This window comes from Devosia sp. GW821-FHT12F11, from assembly GCF_058806655.1.
Genome location: NZ_JBXAPX010000001.1, coordinates 491,421 through 509,363 on the forward strand (window position 1 = coordinate 491,421; position 17,943 = coordinate 509,363).

Annotated in this window: 14 protein-coding genes; 5 read left to right on the plus strand and 9 right to left on the minus strand. The window is 66.5% G+C overall.

Annotation, left to right across the window (positions count from 1 at the left end; genetic code table 11):
* Positions 1-124: 124 nt before the first annotated feature.
* The 6 genes from AC1ROK_RS02525 to AC1ROK_RS02550 form a co-directional block, all read right to left on the minus strand.
* A complete protein-coding gene (locus AC1ROK_RS02525) occupies positions 125-2,926 on the minus strand; it encodes a [protein-PII] uridylyltransferase (RefSeq protein ID WP_492843506.1) in 2,802 nt (933 codons plus the stop codon).
* The gene (mutS, locus tag AC1ROK_RS02530) at positions 2,907-5,582 is read right to left on the minus strand and encodes a DNA mismatch repair protein MutS (RefSeq protein ID WP_492843508.1); all 2,676 of its coding nucleotides are present in this window, start codon (positions 5,580-5,582) and stop codon (positions 2,907-2,909) included. Before mutS ends, AC1ROK_RS02525 begins: the two co-directional genes overlap by 20 nt.
* 226 nt (positions 5,583-5,808) lie before the next feature.
* Complete coding sequence (locus AC1ROK_RS02535; RefSeq protein ID WP_492843510.1) at positions 5,809-7,437, minus strand: glycoside hydrolase family 43 protein; 1,629 nt, start codon at positions 7,435-7,437, stop codon at positions 5,809-5,811.
* Between the two features lie 255 nt (positions 7,438-7,692).
* Entirely contained in the window at positions 7,693-9,000 is a 1,308-nt protein-coding gene (gene xylA / locus AC1ROK_RS02540) for a xylose isomerase (RefSeq protein WP_492843512.1), read from the minus strand.
* Positions 8,997-10,460 (minus strand): xylulokinase, encoded by a 1,464-nt coding sequence (gene xylB / locus AC1ROK_RS02545; protein WP_492843514.1) that lies wholly within the window; start codon positions 10,458-10,460, stop codon positions 8,997-8,999. Before xylB ends, xylA begins: the two co-directional genes overlap by 4 nt.
* Before the next feature lie 68 nt (positions 10,461-10,528).
* Positions 10,529-11,563, minus strand: a complete 1,035-nt coding sequence (locus AC1ROK_RS02550; protein WP_492843516.1) for a LacI family DNA-binding transcriptional regulator — start codon at positions 11,561-11,563, stop codon at positions 10,529-10,531.
* A gap of 76 nt (positions 11,564-11,639) precedes the next feature.
* On the opposite strand from AC1ROK_RS02550, the gene AC1ROK_RS02555 reads away from it, so the two are divergent.
* Both AC1ROK_RS02555 and AC1ROK_RS02560 read left to right on the plus strand, forming a co-directional pair.
* Complete coding sequence (locus AC1ROK_RS02555; RefSeq protein ID WP_492843518.1) at positions 11,640-12,641, plus strand: aldose epimerase family protein; 1,002 nt, start codon at positions 11,640-11,642, stop codon at positions 12,639-12,641.
* Positions 12,641-13,174: a DUF1697 domain-containing protein gene (locus AC1ROK_RS02560; protein ID WP_492843520.1), complete on the plus strand. Its 534-nt coding sequence runs from the start codon at positions 12,641-12,643 to the stop codon at positions 13,172-13,174. Before AC1ROK_RS02555 ends, AC1ROK_RS02560 begins: the two co-directional genes overlap by 1 nt.
* A gap of 2 nt (positions 13,175-13,176) precedes the next feature.
* On the opposite strand, the gene plsY is transcribed toward AC1ROK_RS02560, so the two are convergent.
* Complete coding sequence (gene plsY, locus AC1ROK_RS02565; protein ID WP_492844663.1) at positions 13,177-13,848, minus strand: glycerol-3-phosphate 1-O-acyltransferase PlsY; 672 nt, start codon at positions 13,846-13,848, stop codon at positions 13,177-13,179.
* A 155-nt stretch (positions 13,849-14,003) separates the two neighbouring features.
* Between plsY and AC1ROK_RS02570 the strand changes: the two genes are divergently transcribed.
* Complete coding sequence (locus tag AC1ROK_RS02570) at positions 14,004-15,131, plus strand: epoxide hydrolase family protein (protein WP_492843522.1); 1,128 nt, start codon at positions 14,004-14,006, stop codon at positions 15,129-15,131.
* Here AC1ROK_RS02570 and AC1ROK_RS02575 read toward each other — a convergent pair.
* Entirely contained in the window at positions 15,128-15,391 is a 264-nt protein-coding gene (locus AC1ROK_RS02575; protein WP_492843524.1) for an ArsR/SmtB family transcription factor, read from the minus strand. The genes AC1ROK_RS02570 and AC1ROK_RS02575 overlap by 4 nt on opposite strands.
* Positions 15,392-15,420: 29 nt before the next feature.
* On the minus strand, positions 15,421-15,771 hold the full coding sequence (locus tag AC1ROK_RS02580; protein ID WP_492843526.1) for a VOC family protein: 351 nt from the start codon (positions 15,769-15,771) through the stop codon (positions 15,421-15,423).
* A gap of 247 nt (positions 15,772-16,018) precedes the next feature.
* Between AC1ROK_RS02580 and AC1ROK_RS02585 the strand changes: the two genes are divergently transcribed.
* Together AC1ROK_RS02585 and AC1ROK_RS02590 are read left to right on the plus strand one after the other, a co-directional pair.
* Positions 16,019-16,729, plus strand: a complete 711-nt coding sequence (locus tag AC1ROK_RS02585; RefSeq protein ID WP_492843528.1) for a helix-turn-helix transcriptional regulator — start codon at positions 16,019-16,021, stop codon at positions 16,727-16,729.
* Between the two features lie 250 nt (positions 16,730-16,979).
* On the plus strand, positions 16,980-17,861 hold the full coding sequence (locus AC1ROK_RS02590) for an alpha/beta hydrolase family protein (protein ID WP_492843530.1): 882 nt from the start codon (positions 16,980-16,982) through the stop codon (positions 17,859-17,861).
* Positions 17,862-17,943 lie beyond the last annotated feature (82 nt).

Below are 17,943 nucleotides of genomic sequence, written 5' to 3' on the forward strand. Positions count from 1 at the left end.
GAAGGCTGCACGATCGGAGCAAAGCGACGAGCGACGAGTGCACTGAAACAGACCCCTCATCCGCCCTTCGGGCACCTTCTCCCGCAAGGGGAGAAGGCCAAGGAGCCGAGAGACCGGGGCAGCACTACCCATTCGCCACCTTGGCCGCCTTCTCGTCCACGCCCTGGAACACCGCCAGCAATGCGTCGTGGATCTTCTTCTGGCGGGATTTCGACTCGATCTTATGGCCGGTGAGGTCGGTGACGTAGAAGACGTCGACGGCTTTCTCGCCATAGGTGCCGATATGGGCCGAGCCAATGGTGAGGTTGAGGTCGGAGATCTGGCGGGTCAGCTGGTGCAAGAGGCCGGTGCGGTCGAGGCCCATCACCTCGATGACGGTGAACTTCTCCGAGATGGTGTTCGACACCGCCACTTGCGCCGGCAGCGTAAAGGGTTTCAGCCGCTTGTTGTGGCGGCTTTCCTTGCCGAGGTCGATCAGCACCTGGCGCTTGCCCTGCAGCAGCTGCTTCACCGTATCGATGATGCGGGTGGCGCGGACCTTTTCGTCCTCGTCCGAGGTGAAGGAGCGGCGCAGCCGGAAGGTGTCGACGGCGCGGCCATCGCGGGTGCCGAAGATCTGCGCCCCGATGATCGAGGCGTCGGCCATGGTGCAAGCGCCGGCGATCAGCGACAGCAGCCGCGGATGGTCCGGGGTGTAGAAACTGACCTCGGTGATCGACTCGAAGGATTTGACCCGGATCGAGCCGGCGAACATCTGGCCGGCCTGGTCGGCGGCACGGATCATCCGGGCATGCTCGACCTGCAGTTCGGGTTCGGCGCGCAGCCAGTAATGGTCGTAGTGGCGGCCGAGATAGGTATCGACTTCCGGCGCCGGCCAGGCGGCGAGCGCGCCGCGCAATACGGTCTTCGCCGCCTCGATGCGATCGCGCTGGGTGACCTGGCTGTGGCCGCCCGAGAGCAGCGGCTCGGTCGCGTAGTAGAGGGCGCGCAAGAGCGAACCTTTCCAGCCGGTCCATACCCCGGGGCCGACCGCGCGGATGTCGCAGGCAGTAAGGATCATCAGCAGCGCCAGCCGTTGCGGCGACTGCACCGCGTCGGCGAAGGAGCGGGCGGTTTCCGGGTCCTGGATATCGCGGCTCTGGGCGATCTCGCTCATCAAGAGGTGATGTTCGACCAGCCAGGAGACGGTGTCGGTCTCGGCCGGGTCGAGCCCGAGGCGCGGACAGAAGCGCCGGGCGACGCGCGCCCCGGCAATCGAGTGATCCTCCGGCCGGCCCTTGGCGATATCGTGGAGGAACAGCGCCACGTAGAGCAGCCGCGTATCGTTGAGATGCGGCAACAGCTCATGCGTCAGCGGCAGCTGTTCACGCAGGCCCCCATTGGCGATGTCGGCCATCACGCCGACGGCGCGGATCAGGTGCTCGTCCACCGTGTAGTGGTGGTACATGTTGAACTGCATCAGCGCGACGATCTTGCCGAATTCCGGCACGAAGCGGCCAAGCACACCGGCTTCGTTCATCTGGCGCAGGATGCGCTCGACATAGGTCGGCGCCGTCAGAATCTCGAGGAACCAGGCATTGGCCTGCTTGTCGTTCCTCAGCTCATGGCCGATCAGCTTGAACGAGCGGCGGATCAGCTTGATGGCGTCGGGGTGGAGATGCGCATCGTGCCGCCCCGCCAGCATGAAGCCCTTGATCAGGTTGCGCGGGTCCTTCTGGAATACCTCGGGCCCGGCAACATTCAGGCGACCGCCTTCGATGACGAAATCCGTCTCGCCCTTGATCGGCACCTTGCCGCGCTTGAACGGCGCCAGTACCCGCCCGACCATGTCGAGCGGCTTGGCGTGGTCGAACTCCAGCGAAGTGCAGAAGATGCGGGTCAGGTCGCCCACATCCTTGGCGACGAGGAAATAGCGCTTCATGAAGCGCTCGACCCCGAGCATGCCGGCGCGGTCATTGTAGCCGAGGCGCTGGGCGAGGTCGGGCTGCACGTCGAAGGTCAGCTTCTCGTCGGCCCGGCCGGTGAGGAAGTGCAGGTTACAGCGGATCGCCCAGAGAAAATCCTCGGCGCGCTGGAACAGCCGGTATTCCTCGGCGCTCAATACGCCCTTGCCCACCAGCTCGGCGCTGGATTTGACCCGGTAGAAATACTTGCCGATCCAGAACAGCGCGTGGAGGTCGCGCAGGCCCCCCTTGCCGTCCTTGATATTGGGCTCGACCACGTAGCGGGTATTGCCCATCTGCCGGTGCCGTTCGTCGCGTTCGGCCATCTTGGCGGCGATGAACTCGGGGCCGGTCTTGGGCATGATCTCGGTTTCGAACCGGCGCACCAACTCGTCGAACAGCTTGCGGTCGCCGGTCAGATAGCGCGCTTCCAGCGTCGCCGTGCGCACCGTCATGTCGGAGCGGGCCATGCGGATACAGTCGTCGACCGAGCGCACGGCATGGCCGACCTTCTGGCCGAGATCCCACAGCATGTAGAGGATATATTCGGTGATCTGCTCGCCCCAGGGCGTCTGCTTGTAGGGCAGGATGAACAGCAGATCGATGTCGGAGCCGGGCGCCAGCGTGCCGCGGCCATAGCCGCCGACCGCAGCGATCGAGATCATCTCGGCGCCGGAGGGGTTGTCGACCGGGTAGACGTCGCGCACCGCGAAGTGGTGCACCGCCCGGATGATCTCGTCTTCGGCGGCGCTCAGATTCATCGCGCAGCGCGTGCCCTTGCCGGTCGCCATCAGCTCGGCCTCGGCGCCGGTGCGGGCATCTGCGAGCACCGAGCGGACATGCTGGAGCACGGTGCTGCGGCTGGCGGCGGACTTGGGGTCCTCTTCGCCAACAAGGCGTCTTATGTCGCCGAGAATGGTCTCGGCCGAAGTCAACTGGAAGGCCGGTTTTCGCGGTCGGGCGTCAATTTCGGCGAGCTGCATCGCGGATTTTCTTAAGCTCGTAGATCAGGTCGATGGCCGCGCGGGGCGTAAGGTCGTCGGGGCGCACCTGATCGAGCATGTCATGGATGGGATTAACGGCCGCCTTCGGGGTGGGCGGTTGATGCGCAAAGAGCGGCAGATCGTCTAGCACGACGGCTTTTCCGCCGGAAGAGCGCTGTTCGAGCACGCCCAGCACCTGGCGGGCGCGTGCGAGGACGGATTCGGGCAGGCCGGCGAGCTTGGCCACCTGGATGCCGTAGCTGCGATCGGCAGCGCCATCGGCCACTTCGTGCAGAAACACCACTTCCCCCTCCCACTCGCGCACCTTCATGGTGTGGTTGGAGACGCGCGAGAGGGTCTTCGAAAGCGCCGTCATCTCATGGAAGTGCGTCGCGAACAGGGCGCGGCAGCCGGTCTGATCGTGCAGCGCCTCGACGGCCGCCCAGGCGATGGAGAGGCCATCGAAGGTGGCGGTGCCGCGCCCGATCTCGTCGAGGATGACCAGCGAGCGCTGCGTGGCGCGGTTGAGGATGGCAGCAGTCTCGACCATCTCGACCATGAAGGTCGAGCGGCCACCGCCGATATCGTCGGAGGCGCCGACGCGCGAGAACACCCGGTCGACCACCCCGATATGTGCCGCCGACGCCGGCACATAGCTACCCATCTGCGCGAGGATGGCGATCAGCGCGTTCTGGCGCAGAAAGGTGGATTTACCGCCCATGTTCGGGCCGGTGACCAGCCACAGCGCCCCGCCGGTCAGATCGCAGCCATTCTCGACGAACACCTCGTGCTGCGCCCGCACATTGCTTTCGACCACTGGATGCCGGCCGCCCTCGATGTAGAAGGCGAGGCTGTCATCGATGGTGGGGCGGCAGAAATTGCGGGTCATCGCCAGCTGCGCCAAAGCGGCGGCGACGTCGAGTTCGGCCAGCGCATCGGCGATGGCCCGGAGCCGGGTGTTCTCGGCGGCGACGGCGTCGGCGAGGCGGGTGAAGATAGTCGCTTCGATGGCGAGCGAAGCGTCATGCGCCTTGGCGATGCGGCCCTCGAGCTCGGCCAGTTCCGCCGTGGTGAAGCGCATGGCGTTGGCCATGGTCTGGCGGTGGATGAAGGTTTCGCGGTGCGGAGTCTCGAGGAGCTTGCCGCCATGCCCGGCCGGGACCTCGACGAAATAGCCGAGCACGCCGTTATGGCGGATCTTCAGCGACTTGACGTCGGTCTCCTCGATCAGCCGCGCCTGCAGCGCCGCCACCACGGCGCGGGTCTCGGACGCCAGCGCCCGCTCGGCATCGAGCGGCGCATCGTAACCGCGCTGGACGAAGCCGCCGTCGCGGGCCAGCAACGGCGGCTCGTCATCGATGGCGGCGGCCAGTTCGGCGGCGAGTGCCGCCGGCGCATCGGCGAGGCGGGCAGCGATGGCCTTTAGCTCGGCCGGCGGCCGATCGAGCGTGGCGAGCCGCTCGGCCAGCGCGATCGCGGCGGCAATGGCGCCGCCGGTGGCGCGGAGGTCACGCGGGCCGCCGCGGCCCAGCGCCAGCCGGGTCAGCGCCCGGGTGAGATCGGGCACCGACTTGAGATCACTGCGCAGCCGCTGGGTCAGGAGGCCATCGGCGACGAGGCACTCGACCGCATCGAGCCGGGCATTGATCTGGTTGGCATCGCACAGCGGCGCCGCCAGCCGGCGGGCGAGCAGGCGCGAGCCGGGCGGGGTCACCGCCAGGTCGATCTCGTGGCGGAGCGAGCCCTTCTCCTGGCCGCGCTGCGTCTCCAGGAGTTCGAGCGACACGCGGGTCGCCGCATCGATGGCCATATGGGCGGACAGCCGCTCGGCAGCCGGTGGGCGGAGCGCCACCGGTACGCCCTTCTGGCTGTCCCGGACATAATCGAGCAGCGCGCCCAACGCGGCTCGGCCGGCGCGGGAATAGGCGGTGGGGTCGACCTCGCCGCCAGGGAAGGCGGCGGCGATCCGCTTGCCCGCCAGTTCGCTGTCGAACTGGACCGTATCGAGGTTGACCAGCGCTGCATCGGGCAGCGGAATCTTCGACTCAGTGAGGGTGGCGCGAGTGGCGTCGGTGAGCAGCAGTTCGGCCGGCGCGATGCGGGCCAGCTCGTCACCGAGCGCCAGCGCCGAAACATCGAGCACCGCGGTCTCGCCGGTCGAGACGTCCGCCCAGGCGAGGGCAAAATCGGTCTCGCCGTGCCGCACCATGCTGAGCGCCGCCAGATAGGCCGAGCCGCGGGTCGGCAGCAGATCGTCCTCGGTGATCGTGCCGCGGGTGACGAGGCGCACCACGTCGCGCTTCACCGGCGACTTCGAACCGCGCTTCTTGGCTTCCGCCGGATCTTCCACCTGCTCGCAGATGGCGACGCGGTGACCGAGGCCAATGAGCTTCTTGAGGTAATCCTGCGCGGCGTGGATCGGCACGCCGCACATCGGGATGTCCGCCCCCTGGTGCTTGCCGCGCTTGGTGAGGACGATGCCGAGCGCCTGCGAGGCGATCTCGGCGTCCTCGAAGAACATCTCGTAGAAATCCCCCATCCGGTAGAACAGCAGGTACCCCGGATTGACCGCCTTGATCTCGAGGAACTGCGACATCATCGGCGTGATGGGCGCGCTTTCTAGGGCATTGGGGGCAGAATAGGGCGCTTGGTCCATCGGCTCGGCAGCAAAGACAGGGAGGCCGGGACGTTAGGGGGTTTGGGGTGAGGGGGCAACTGAGTCGGGGAGCGCTTCCCCAACCGCTGGTGCGGGAAGAGGACCCCCACCCCTGTCCCCTCCCCGCAAGGGGGAGGGAGACGCTCCCACTGCCGTTAGTGTTTTGGTCTCCTCCCCCCTTGCGGGGGAGGGACAGGGTGGGGGGTATTCTTCCCTCACCGGCCCATCAATACCGATCGCTCGGATCGCGCACCGGCCGATAGACGAAGTCCGAAAACATCGCCGGCTTCGCGGTGCCGTTCAGATCCGACGCCGCCATGCCGACAAAGGCGCCGGTAAAGCTGCCATGCTCGGCATGGCCGCCGCATTCGTCCGAGAGGATCGAGGCGTCGAGCGTGCCGCCGACCGGCTGCCAGTTGCCGGCCGCCCTGGCATCGCCCGCGGCGTAGAAGAACTGCAGTTTAGGGCCACGGATCTCGATCTTCAAACGCACCGGCCCTTCCTGCGGCAGCGCTACGGGAGCGGCGGGATAGCTGAGCTTGCCGTCGGGGTGGCTGGCGAGCGAGCTCATGATCAGCAGCTCGCGCTTGCCGTCCGAATGCGCGGTGACGGTGAGGTAGTGGAAATTGTAGCGGCCGTAATAACCCGTTATGCCCGCGAACTGGCGCTCGTCGACCGGCGAGAAGTCGAGCGTCACTTCGGCATCGTAGGAGAAATGCGTCTGCCGGCGGGCGACCAGCGCCTGCTCGAACCAGCTGCCGATCGACTCGCGACCGAACAAGGTCAGCTGGTTGTCGCCGACCGCGAAGATGCGCTCGGTCTCAGGCGTGCGGAGCCATTGGAAATCGGGGTGCAGCGTATCGAAGCGGTAGCGCTGCTCGGCCCAGTAACCCGCGCCGTCGCGGGTGCCGGGGATCTCGACTTCCAGCGAGGGCACCGGGCCGTTCTTCACCCACAACCAGTCGTCGGCGCCCCAATAGGCTTCCTGGATGCCGGTTTCGCGGCCGAGCACGCAGCGGCGTTTCTGGGTGGTCGGACGACCCATCAGGTGGACGAGGAAGGTCTTGCCGTCAGGCGTCTCGACAATGTCGCCATGGCCGGCTCGCTGCACGGCGTTGAGCGGCGCATCCTTGGCGGTGAGGATGTGCTTGATCGGGTGGGTCTCGTACGGCCCGTCGATATTACGCGAACGGGCAAAGGTGACGGCGTGCTCGTAGCCGGTGCCGCCCTCGGCGGTCAGCAGGTAATACCAGGGCCGTCCGTCCTTGCCGTTGCGCTTGTACAGATGCGGGCCTTCGACCAGCTTCAGGTCGGTGCCCTGGTAGATATTCTTGATCGGCCCGACGAGCTTTTTCTGCCCATGGTCATATTCCTGCAGCGCGATGCCGGCGAACAGCAGCGGCCGGGTCCTATGGTCCCATAGCATGTTGACGAACCATTTTTTGCCGTCGTCGTCATGGAACAGCGACGGGTCGAACCCAGACGAGTTCATGTAGACCGGGTCGGACCACGGGCCCTCGATCGTGGGCGCGGTGACGAGGTAGTTATGCGCGTCCTTGAACGAGCCGTCCTTGCGCTTCACGTCGGTGTAGATGAGGAAGAACTGCTCGCCGTCATGCGACAGGCAGGGCGCCCACACCCCGCACGAATCCGGATCGCCGCGCATGTCGAGCTGCGATTTGCGGGTCAGTGGCCGGGTCACCAGCTCCCAGTTGGCGAGATCCTTCGAGTGATGGATCTGCACGCCCGGGTACCACTCGAAGGTGGAGGTGGCGATGTAATAGTCGTCGCCGACCCGGAGGATCGATGGATCGGGATTGAAGCCGGGGAGGATGGGATTGCGGATGGTGGGCATGCGTTCTTGCTCGGTATCTTCCCTCTCCCCTTGAGGGAGAGGGTGCCCGCGAAGCGGGCGGGTGAGGGGAAGGATGGAAGGACGTCGCTCCTCGCTACCGCTCGGAACGCGCATCGCGATGCGATGCGTCACCCCTCATCCGGCGCTTCGCGCCACCTTCTCCCTCATTAGCGGTTGGCGTGCGCCAGAGCGCAACGCTAGTGGGAGAAGGCAGGCCGGTGGGTGGGAGAGGGCAATAGAGCCGCAGGGACGGTGCTAGACGAACCGGTTGACCAGGTTCTCGAGATATTCCTGCTGGCCGGAGCGCGGCTCGGGGTTGATGTTGTCGGCTTCCACCCACTGGGCGATCTCAGCGAGCGTGCGCTCGCCTTTCAACATCGCGGCGGCGCCCTTCTCGTTCCAGCCGGCGTAGCGCGCATCCTGTGCCTTGTCGAAGGTGCCGTCCTCGATCATCGCGGCGGCCGCCTTGAGGCCGCGGGCCAGCACGTCGAGGCCACCGACATGGCCATACAGCAGATCGACTGGTTCGATCGACTGGCGCCGCACCTTGGCGTCGAAGTTGAAGCCGCCCTTGCCCAGGCCGCCGGCCTTGAGGATCTGGTAGAAGGCGAGCGCCATCTCGCCGGGGTTGTTGGGGAACTGGTCGGTGTCCCAGCCCGACTGCAGGTCGTTGCGGTTGGCATCGACCGAGCCGAGGATGCCGAGCCCGCCGGCAACCGCCAGCTCATGCTCGAAGCTGTGGCCGGCGAGGAAGGCGTGGCCGACTTCGATGTTGACCTTGACCTCCTTTTCGAGGCCGTAGGTCTTCAAGAACCCGTAGACCGTCGCGACGTCGTAGTCGTACTGGTGCTTGGTCGGCTCCTGCGGTTTGGGCTCGATCAGCAGCTGCCCTTTGAAGCCGATCTTTTTGGCGTGGTCGATCACCAGCGACAGGAAGCGCGCCGCCTGGTCCTGCTCCTGCTTGATGCGGGTGTTGAGCAGCGTCTCGTAGCCCTCGCGACCGCCCCACAGCACATAGTTGGAGCCGCCCAGTTCATGGGTGATCTCGAGCATCTCTTTCACCTGCCCGGCGGCATAGGCGAAGACATAGGGGTCGGGATTGGTGGCGGCGCCTGCCATGTAGCGGCGGTTCGAGAACAGGTTCGCCGTGCCCCAGAGCAGTTTTGTGCGCGAGCTCTGCATCTTCTTGGCGAAGATGTCGGTGATGGTCCTGAGGTTCTTGTTGCTCTCCTTGAGCGTCGCACCCTCGGGGGCGACGTCCGCGTCGTGAAAGCAGAAGAACGGTGCATCGAGCAGGTCGAACAGCTCGAAGGCAACGTCGGCCTTGATCTTGGCGCCCTCGAGGCCCTTGTCATACCACGGACGGTCGAAGGTGCGGCCGCCGAATGGGTCGCCGCCTTCCCAGGCGAAGGTGTGCCAGTAGGCGATGGCCGGCCGGATGTGATCTTCCATCCGCTTGCCCATCACCAGTTCGTCCTTGTTGTAGAACCGGTAGGCGAGCGGGTTTGCGGATGTGGGTCCTTCGAACTTTACGGGCTTCAGTCCCTTAAAGAAATCAGTCACTTACGGGCCTCCTCGATGGCGGGGTAGAGCGCGCGGTAGCGCGCATATTGATCGGCATAGGCAGTCTTCAAGCCGGCGTCGGGTTTGATCACCCGCTTGATCGCCGGCATGGTCATGATCTCCGTGGGGTCGGCGCCTTCAGCGGCGCAGAGCCCGAGCCGGGCGACGCCCAGCGCGCCGCCGAAATCGCCGTCCTCGGGCAGCGCGATCTCGGTATCGAGATTGGTGGCGATCAGCTTGAGCCAGAGCTCGGATTTCGAACCGCCGCCGACAGCGAGCAGCCGGCCCATCTGGGTGCCGGCGTCCTTGAGCACGCGCTGGCAATCGCGGAAGGCGAAGGCGACGCCTTCCATCACGGCCTGGGCGAGCAGTGCCGGATCGGTGGAATGGCTGAGGCCGGTAAAGCTGCCGCGCGCGGCAGCATTGTTGTGCGGCGTCCGTTCGCCCGACAGGTAAGGCAGGAAGATCTCCTCGCCCGGTCCCTTGAACCCGGCCTCGGCCGCGCCGGCGAGCTTCGCCGGATCCTGCCCGGTGATTTTCGCCAGCCAGTTGAGGCTGTCGGTGGCCGAGAGGATCACCCCCATCTGGTGCCAGGTGTCGGGGATGGCGTGGCAGAAAGCGTGCACCGCGCCCTTCGTGTTGGGGCGGAAGCGGTCATTCGAGACGAACAGCACGCCGGACGTGCCGAGCGAGACGAAACCTTCGCCCGGCTGGATGGCGCCGATACCGCAGGCCGCCGCGGCATTGTCGCCGGCGCCGCCGGCTACCACCACCTCGCCCGACATCCCCCAGCGGCTGGCGAACTCGCGCTTGAGCGTGGCGGAGGGGGCGGACCCTTCGACCAGTCGCGGCATGTGCGAGCGGGTTAAGCCGGTTAGCGCCAGGAGCTCGTCCGACCAGTCGCGTTTGCCCACATCGAGCCACAGCGTGCCCGAGGCGTCCGACATCTCTTCGATATGCTCGCCGGTCAAGAGCAGCCGGATATAGGCCTTGGGCAGCAGCACCTTGGCGATCTTCGCATAGATCTCCGGCTCGTGCTTCCTGACCCAGGCGATCTTAGGCGCAGTGAAGCCGGGCATCGCGATGTTGCCGGCGATGTCGCGCAAGGCCGGCAGCGCCGCTTCCATCTCGGCGCATTCGGCGGCCGAACGGCCGTCGTTCCACAGGATGCAGGGGCGGAGCACCTGGTCGTTTCTGTCGAGCAGCGTCGCGCCATGCATATGGCCGCTGAGGCCGATGCCGCGGACCTTGGCCATCTCCCCCGGATGCGCCTTCGACAGCTTGTCGATCGCTTCGAGCGTGGCGTGCCACCAGTCGGCCGGGTTCTGTTCGGACCAACCGGGGTGCGGCCGGGTGGGCTCGACCGCCTTGGCCGTGGCCTCGCCGAGCGCCTGTCCAGCCCGGTCGATGAGCAGCGCCTTGACGCCGGACGTGCCGATATCGATGCCGAGATAGGTCATGAGGCACGTACCTCAAGACCGCGCAGACAAAACATGCCGTAGTCCTCCCGGGGCGTCGTTGTGATGGATTACCCTCTGGGGAGATTGTCGCGCAGATAGAGACCGATTTCAATGGGGGCCGGCCGGCGCTCTACGTCCTGCCCCAGCGCCAGGGCGCGGGCCACGGCGAGCGCCGCGGCGATTTCGCCATCCGGGTTCTGGTCGATCACCACGTCGATGGCGCCGCTGGCGAGCCCGGCGCGGGTGGCCTCGGTCAGTTCGTGCGCCACCACGCGGACCTTGCCGGTCTTGCCGGTGCGCTCGAGCGCACGCAGCAGGCCGGCATAACCGCCGCCCATATTGTAGATGCCGGCGAGCGGCTGCTTCAGCAGCTCGATCGCCGCTGCCTCGGTCTTTGCGTCGTCGTCAAAACCCTCGAGCGGGCCGACGATGCGATGGCCGGAGAACTCGGCGCCAAGCACGGCCTCGAAGCCTTCGCGGCGCTGGTGGTGGTCGGCAAGGCTCAATGAACCCGCGATCAGCCCGATGGCCCCTGGTCCGGCGAATCGGCCGAGCAGCGACGCTGCGGTGCGACCGGCCGCGTTGTTGTCGATGCCGACGAAATGCCGCCGGGCCGAGCCGGGCAGGTCGGAGACCAGCGTCACCACGGCGATGCCGCGGCGCGACGCCTGGTCGATGGCGCGGCGCACCTTGTCGTCCTCGGTGGCGACCACGACCGCGCAGTCGCAGGTCTTGGGGTCGAGTCCACCAAGCGCACTGGCCAGCGCCGCGGCGTCGAACGCGTGCACCAGTTTGGTGGTGATCGAGATGCGCTCGCCCTTGGTGGTACGGGCGCGCCGGGCGATGGCGTCGACCAGCCGGAGCATGAATTCGTTGCGCCCATCGGGAATGAGGAACGTGACGCCGAGGTCGCGGGCGCGGGCCAGCAGCGAGGCCGAAAGGTCGCGACGGAAGTCGAGCGCCTTGATCGCCTCGGCCACCTTGTCGGCGGTTTCGGTGCGCACCCCGGGGCGGCCATTGAGCACGCGATCGACCGTCGCCAGCGACACGCCCGCTTCGCGCGCCACGTCGTGCACGGTGGCCCGGCGCTTCACTTCGTCCATCTCCTCCCCCTCTCCGGCTTCCGCTTCTTGCCGATTGCGGATATCAACCCGTCGCACGAAAGAGGAGATAACGGCAATGAGCGTCGCGGTGGAAGAGTTCGGCAGCTTCGATGGCAAGCCGGTCGAGCAGTTCAAGCTTCGGAGCGACACCGGCGTCGAAGTCGACATCATTTCGTGGGGCGTCCTGGTGCGGGACTGGCGCGTGCCGGTGGCCGGCGGCCTTCGCTCGGTAGTGCTCGGCTATGACAAATTCGACAGCTACCCCGCCCATTCGCCGTATTTCGGTTCGCTCGCCGGCCGTGTCGCCAACCGCATCAAGGATGCGAAGTTCACCCTCGACGGCAAGACCTACCAGTTGAAGACCAACTTTGTCGGCCACACCCTGCATGGCGGACCGGAAGGCATCGGCCGGCTGGTGTGGAATGGCGAGGCGGACAGCGCCAACAACGCCGTGCGCTTCACCCTCGATTCGCCCGACGGTGCGATGGGCTTTCCCGGCAACGTGAAATTCACCGCGACCTATACGCTTACCGGCAACCGGCTGCGGCTCGATATCGCCGCCAAGGCCGACCGCCGCACTCCGATCAACGTGGTGCAGCACCAGTATTTCAACCTCGGCACCGGTTCGGACGTGCTCGACCACAGCTACAAGATCGACGCTGCCGCCTATACCGAGCTCGGCGGCCCGCTGATCCCGACCGGCGCCATCCTGCCAGTCGACGGCACCATCTGGGATTTCCGTCAGGGTCGCACCATGCGCGACCCCGCCGGCAAGCCGGTCGACTATGACGGCAACGTGGTGCTCAACACCGACCGCCGCTTCGAGGATCCGGTGGCGGTGGTGACCGGACCGGACAAGCTGCTGACCCTGAAGCTCTATACCGACCGGCCGGGGCTGCAGGTCTACAACTCGGTGACCACCGACGTCTCCGCCGAAGGCAAGCACTATGGCAACCATTGCGGCTTCTGCCTCGAAGACCAGGACCTGCCCGACGCGGTCAACCACCCGCATTTTCCCTCGACCATCTACGGGCCCGACCGCGACTACAGCCACCGCGTCGATATCGAGATCGCCTGATGCCGGCCTACGTCGCCCTGATCCGCGCGATCGGTCCGGTGACGCACGCCAGGATGAAGATGGCGGCTCTGCGCGATGCCTGCGCCGCCGCCGGGCTCGACGATGTCTCGACCGTCGGTAATACCGGCAACATCATCCTCCGTTCCAGCCAGACACTGGCCGCGGTGCGGAAGCTCGTCCAGGGCGCGGTCGATGGTTTCGGTCTCGGTCCGGCCAACGAGGTGTTCGTCGTCAAGCCCAGGGATATGGCGGCGGTGGTCACGGCCAACCCGTTCCCCGAGGTGGCGGCCGAGCGTCCGCACGAACTCGGCGTCTGCTCGTTCCACAAGGCGCCCGACTGGACGCCGCTTGAGGGTTGGGACGGGCCGGAGCTCGTGGCGATGGTCGGGGCACAGCTGATCGTCGCTTATCCCAAGGGCATCAGCACAACCAAACTCAACATCGAGAAGCGCCTCGGCGCCCGCATGACGCAGCGCAACTGGACGGTGTTCGCCGGCCTCGCCGCGAAGGGCGCGGCGCTGGCGAAGGCCTGAGCCTACGGCTTCGCCCGCGGCATCGGGCTGGCCTGGCCCAGTCGTGGCTCGGTGCCGGCCAGCAGCCGCTGGATGTTGGTGCGATGCCGCGCGATCACATAGAGGCCGCCGGCGATCACCAGCAGCCGATAGGGTAGCGGCTGCTCCAACATCAGGATCAGGATGATCGCGGCAGAGGACGCCAGTACCGAGCTGAGCGAGACCATTCGAGACGCGGCCAGCGCCACGCCGAACACCGCTAGCGCGCCGAGACCGACCGGCCACGACAGCGCCAGCAATACGCCCAGTCCCGCCGCCACGGATTTGCCGCCGGTGAAACCGAGCCAGATCGATCGGCTGTGCCCCAGCAACGCGGCGAGGCCGGCAAGGCAGATGGCCCAGGGCTTGAGGCCGGTGAGATCGGGCCCGACAGGCGCCGCGACCGATGACAGCCATTGGGTGAACCAGCCGGCAAAGACGACTGCCGCCGTGCCCTTCAGCACATCCAGCGCGAGCACCACAACGGCGGGCCATGTTCCCAGCGTGCGGAGGACATTGGTTGCGCCGGTCGATCCCGAGCCGTGCTGCCGGATATCGATGCCCTTGAGCAGCTTTCCGACAAGGTAAGCGGTGGGCGTTGCGCCCAGGAGATAGGCGACCGCCAATCCAGCGGCGCCCGCCATCCAGAAAACCATCTGATCCACTGCGACGCTCCAGTTCGGTCCATCATCGCCGCTTGCCCGCCTCCAGCGCAACACCTCCCGCCAGGGCTCACCCCCGACACTGCTGACAGCATGTGGCAGCAGGCTTGGGGCATTCGTCTCCGCGCACCCAATGTGGAGACGACTGCATGACCCCTTTCACCATCGCCATTGCCGACGCAGAGATCGCTGACCTCCGGAGCCGGCTGCTACACGCCCGCTTTCCCGATGAAGTCGAGGATGCCGGCTGGGATTACGGCACCAGCGTCGCCTTCCTTCGCCGCTTCGTCGCTTACTGGGGCACTGAATTCGACTGGCGCGCCGCCGAAGCGCGACTCAATCGCACTCCGCAGTTCACTGAGCCGGTCGATGGCGAGACGGTGCATTTCGTCCACGTGCGCGGCAAGGGCGCCAGCCCGGTGCCGCTGCTGCTGACCAATGGCTGGCCGAGCAACTTCGTCGAACTGCTACCATTGGTCGACCGGCTCACCGCCGAGACCGACGGTGTGTCGTTCGACTTGGTCATTCCCTCGCTGCCCGGCTACGGCTTTTCCGGCCGGGCCCGGCACAAGGGCATGAACATGACCCGGACGGCCGGGCTCTGGGCCGGGCTGATGGACCGGCTTGGCTACCGGCGTTTTCTCACCTCGGGCTCGGATCTCGGCACCGGCGCGATGCTGGGCCTGGTGCGGCACCATCCCGACAGGCTGCTCGGCGCCCACTACTGCAATGTCTTCTCGGGTTATCCGAAGCCGGACGACCCGACGCCGGAGGAGGCTGGGTATTTTCAGCAGGTCGCCTATGCCGGCTTCACCGACGGCGCTTACGCGCTGGTGCACGGCACCAAGCCGACTTCACTGGCGATGGGGCTGAACGATTCGCCCGCCGGGCTCGCCGCGTGGATCCTCGAGAAGTTCCACCGCTGGGGTGATACGGGCGGCGACATCGAACGTGTCTTCCCGTTCGAAACGCTGGCGACGCTGCTCTCGGTCTACTGGTTCACCCAGACCATCGGCTCCTCGATGCGGCTCTACAAGGAGGCCTTCGCCGACCACGAGATCATGTCGCCGATGCCCCGGCACGACGTGCCGCAGGGCGTGCTGGTGCCGGCCGACTGCGACCTGCCGGCGCCGCGCGCCTGGGGTGAGAGGAACCTGCAGAACCTCATCCGCTGGAACGAGGCGCGGCAGGGCGGACACTTTCCGGCGCTGGAAGTGCCCGATGTGCTGGCCGACGACATTCGGGCGTTCCATCGGGAAATTGCGCGACGCAGCTAGCGCTTTTCGTCTGGGGTGGCCGTCAGCACGGCCACCTCTCTTGCCGCCCGCTGCACCACGGCCGCGTCGGTCCGGTAGAACCAGAAGCGGCCGCGCTTCTCCAGCACCAGCAGGCCGGATTTCCGGAGCACCTTGAGATGTTCGGAGACTGTCGCGAGGGAGAGCGCGGAGAGCGCCGCGAGCTCGCCAGCCGCCTTCGCCTCGCCCTTGCAGGCAGCAACGAAGGCGCGCCGGTCGGAGTGCGACAGGGCGCGCAGCACTTCGTCGAGGTCGAAACTGTCGATATCAGTCAGCCCTGGATCAGGGTGAGCAGGTTCCCCGCGGGGTCGCGCACCTGCGCCTTCTTCACCCATCCATTGTCGACCACCGGCATGGCAATGGCGCCGCCCTTGGCTTCGGCGGCTTCGAGCGCCTTGCCGAGATCGGGTACAACGATGCCGAGGGTGAGCGAAGCGGTCTCCGCCTCGACCAGCGCGCCATCCGGTCCGCCCTCCGGCGTTGCGACCATGCCGTAGCCTGGGCCGCGCGGCGTTACCTGCCAGCCGAGCACGCCGGAATAAAAGCTCTGCAACGCCCCGAAATCCGGGCCGGCAATATCGAAATGGCCGATGCCGTTGAGGCTGTGCGGTTTGCCGCCCATCGCGATCTCCTGTCGTTGGCACCAACATATTTCGGGATATTACGAAATGTCAATCGCTGCTCCTGACAGGCTCTGGCAGCAGCGCCGTCGCATGGTGCAGCAGCCCGAGTTTCGACGGAGCGCTTTCAGGAAAGGTTGCAGACCTTTCCGGTTCGAAAGCGCGACCAAATGAAGGACCTGGAGCGTTTCGGCGTTTCGTTGAAACGGTGAAACGATTTAGAACCAAGGACCCTTGGGAGATGATTGCTTGGACAAGACCGAACGCCTGTTTTCCGTCATGGACGCGCTGCGCCGTCACCGTCGCCCGGTCACCGCGGCGGCGCTGGCTGAGGAGCAGGGCGTCTCCGTGCGCACGCTCTATCGCGACGTGCAGACGCTTATCGGGCTGGGCGCGCCGATCGATGGCGAGGCCGGGGTGGGCTACATGCTGAGGCCAGGCTTCTTCCTGCCGCCGCTGATGTTCACGCCAGAGGAACTCGAGGCGCTGGTGCTGGGCGGCCGCTGGGTGCAGTCGCAGCCCGATGCGGGCCTTGCCGGCGCCGCAAAGAACGCCCTGGCCAAGATCGCCACTGCCTCGCCGGACGATCTGCGCGACCGCATCAAGGATACGGGCTTGTGGCCGGTGCTGATGCGCGGCCCGCAGGAGCCGACCCCGGTGCTCGGGCTGGTGCGCGCCGCCATGCGCAACGAGAAGGCGCTGCATATCGGCTACGCCGACGAGAGCGGCAGGCATTCCGAGCGTGACATCTGGCCGGTGCAGCTCGCCTATTACGAGGGCAAGCAGATCGTCGCCGGCTGGTGCTGCATGCGCGAAGCCTTCCGAAATTTCCGCACCGACCGGATCGTCTCCGCGTCCGAGACCGACCAGCGCTACGGCCGCCGCCGTCTGCAGCTGGCCAAGGAATGGCGCGAGGAATGGGCCCGGCAGCATCCGGACTGGGCGAGCCAGCCGGGCTGAGGTCCGGGAGCCCGGTGCGTGTGGCAACCCCCACCCTCATTCCCTCCCCACAAGGGGGCGGGAGGCGATAGCTGCAAGTTCTCGGTTCAAGCGTTTCCCTCCCCTGTGGGGAGGGATCAAGGGTGGGGGTGGCACCACGCTCAGGTTCAGGTCGAAGCGCCACAGCCTCCTGCCGCACCCTGTCAGCAGGGTTGGCCGACAACCTCCCTCAGCGGCGGGACTGGCCCCGCCAGAACTGAGGGAAGCTCAAATGACGAAGACGAAACAGACACTGGCAGTCGCGCTTGCCGCCGCCCTGCTTGGTACGGTTCTGCCGGCTGCCGCCGCGCCGCGTGAAGAGGTGGTGCGGTTCGAGGTCGATGGGCAGACGGTGGTCGGAACGCTCACTTTGCCCGAGACCGGGGAGCCCGCCCCGGTGGTGCTGATGCTGTTCGGCTTTCTCGGGCATCGCGGCGAGTGGCCGATCGCCGGGACCGAGGAAGGTCCCTATGCCCGCGCCGCGAGGCTCTGGGCCGACCGCGGCCTTGCCAGCCTCAGGATCGACTATCGCGGCTCGGGCGAGAGCGCCGGCAGCTTCGCCGAGGCGACCGTCAGTTCGGAAGCTGCCGACGGCATCGGCGCCATTGCGTTTCTCAAGGCCGATCCCCGCCTCGATGGCGATCGCCTCGCCGTTCTCGGCTGGAGCCTTGGCGGCCCGGTGGCATCGGCAGTGGCCGAGGTGAGCCAGCCTGACGCGCTGGTGCTGTGGAACGGCGTCAACGATCCCATGGCAACCTTCACCGGCATTCTCGGCGCCGAGGTGATGGCGGCGGCGCCGGAGGGCGCGCCGCTCGATGTGACGATGCCCTGGGACCAGCCGATCAGCCTGGGCCGACCGATGGTCGCCGAGCTCAGGGCGCTGGACCCGGCGGCGGCTCTCGCGGGCTATGGCGGACCGCTGCTGGTCGCCCAGGGCAGCAACGATGCGCTGGTCGGCGCCGGCGGCGTCGAGCGGCTGATCGATGCACATTCCGGTGAGGAGCAGCTCTGGACCGCCAAGATGGACCACGTCTTCAACATCGAAGCCGGGCCGGAAACGGTCGACGCGCTGATCGCCGCGACCGGCGATTTTCTCGCGGCGCAGCTGCGCTGAAGTCTGCACCGGCAACCCTTGAAAATCCCCGCCACGTGCGGGGATTTTTGTTTCGTCACAACGAGATAACGCTGCTGCCACG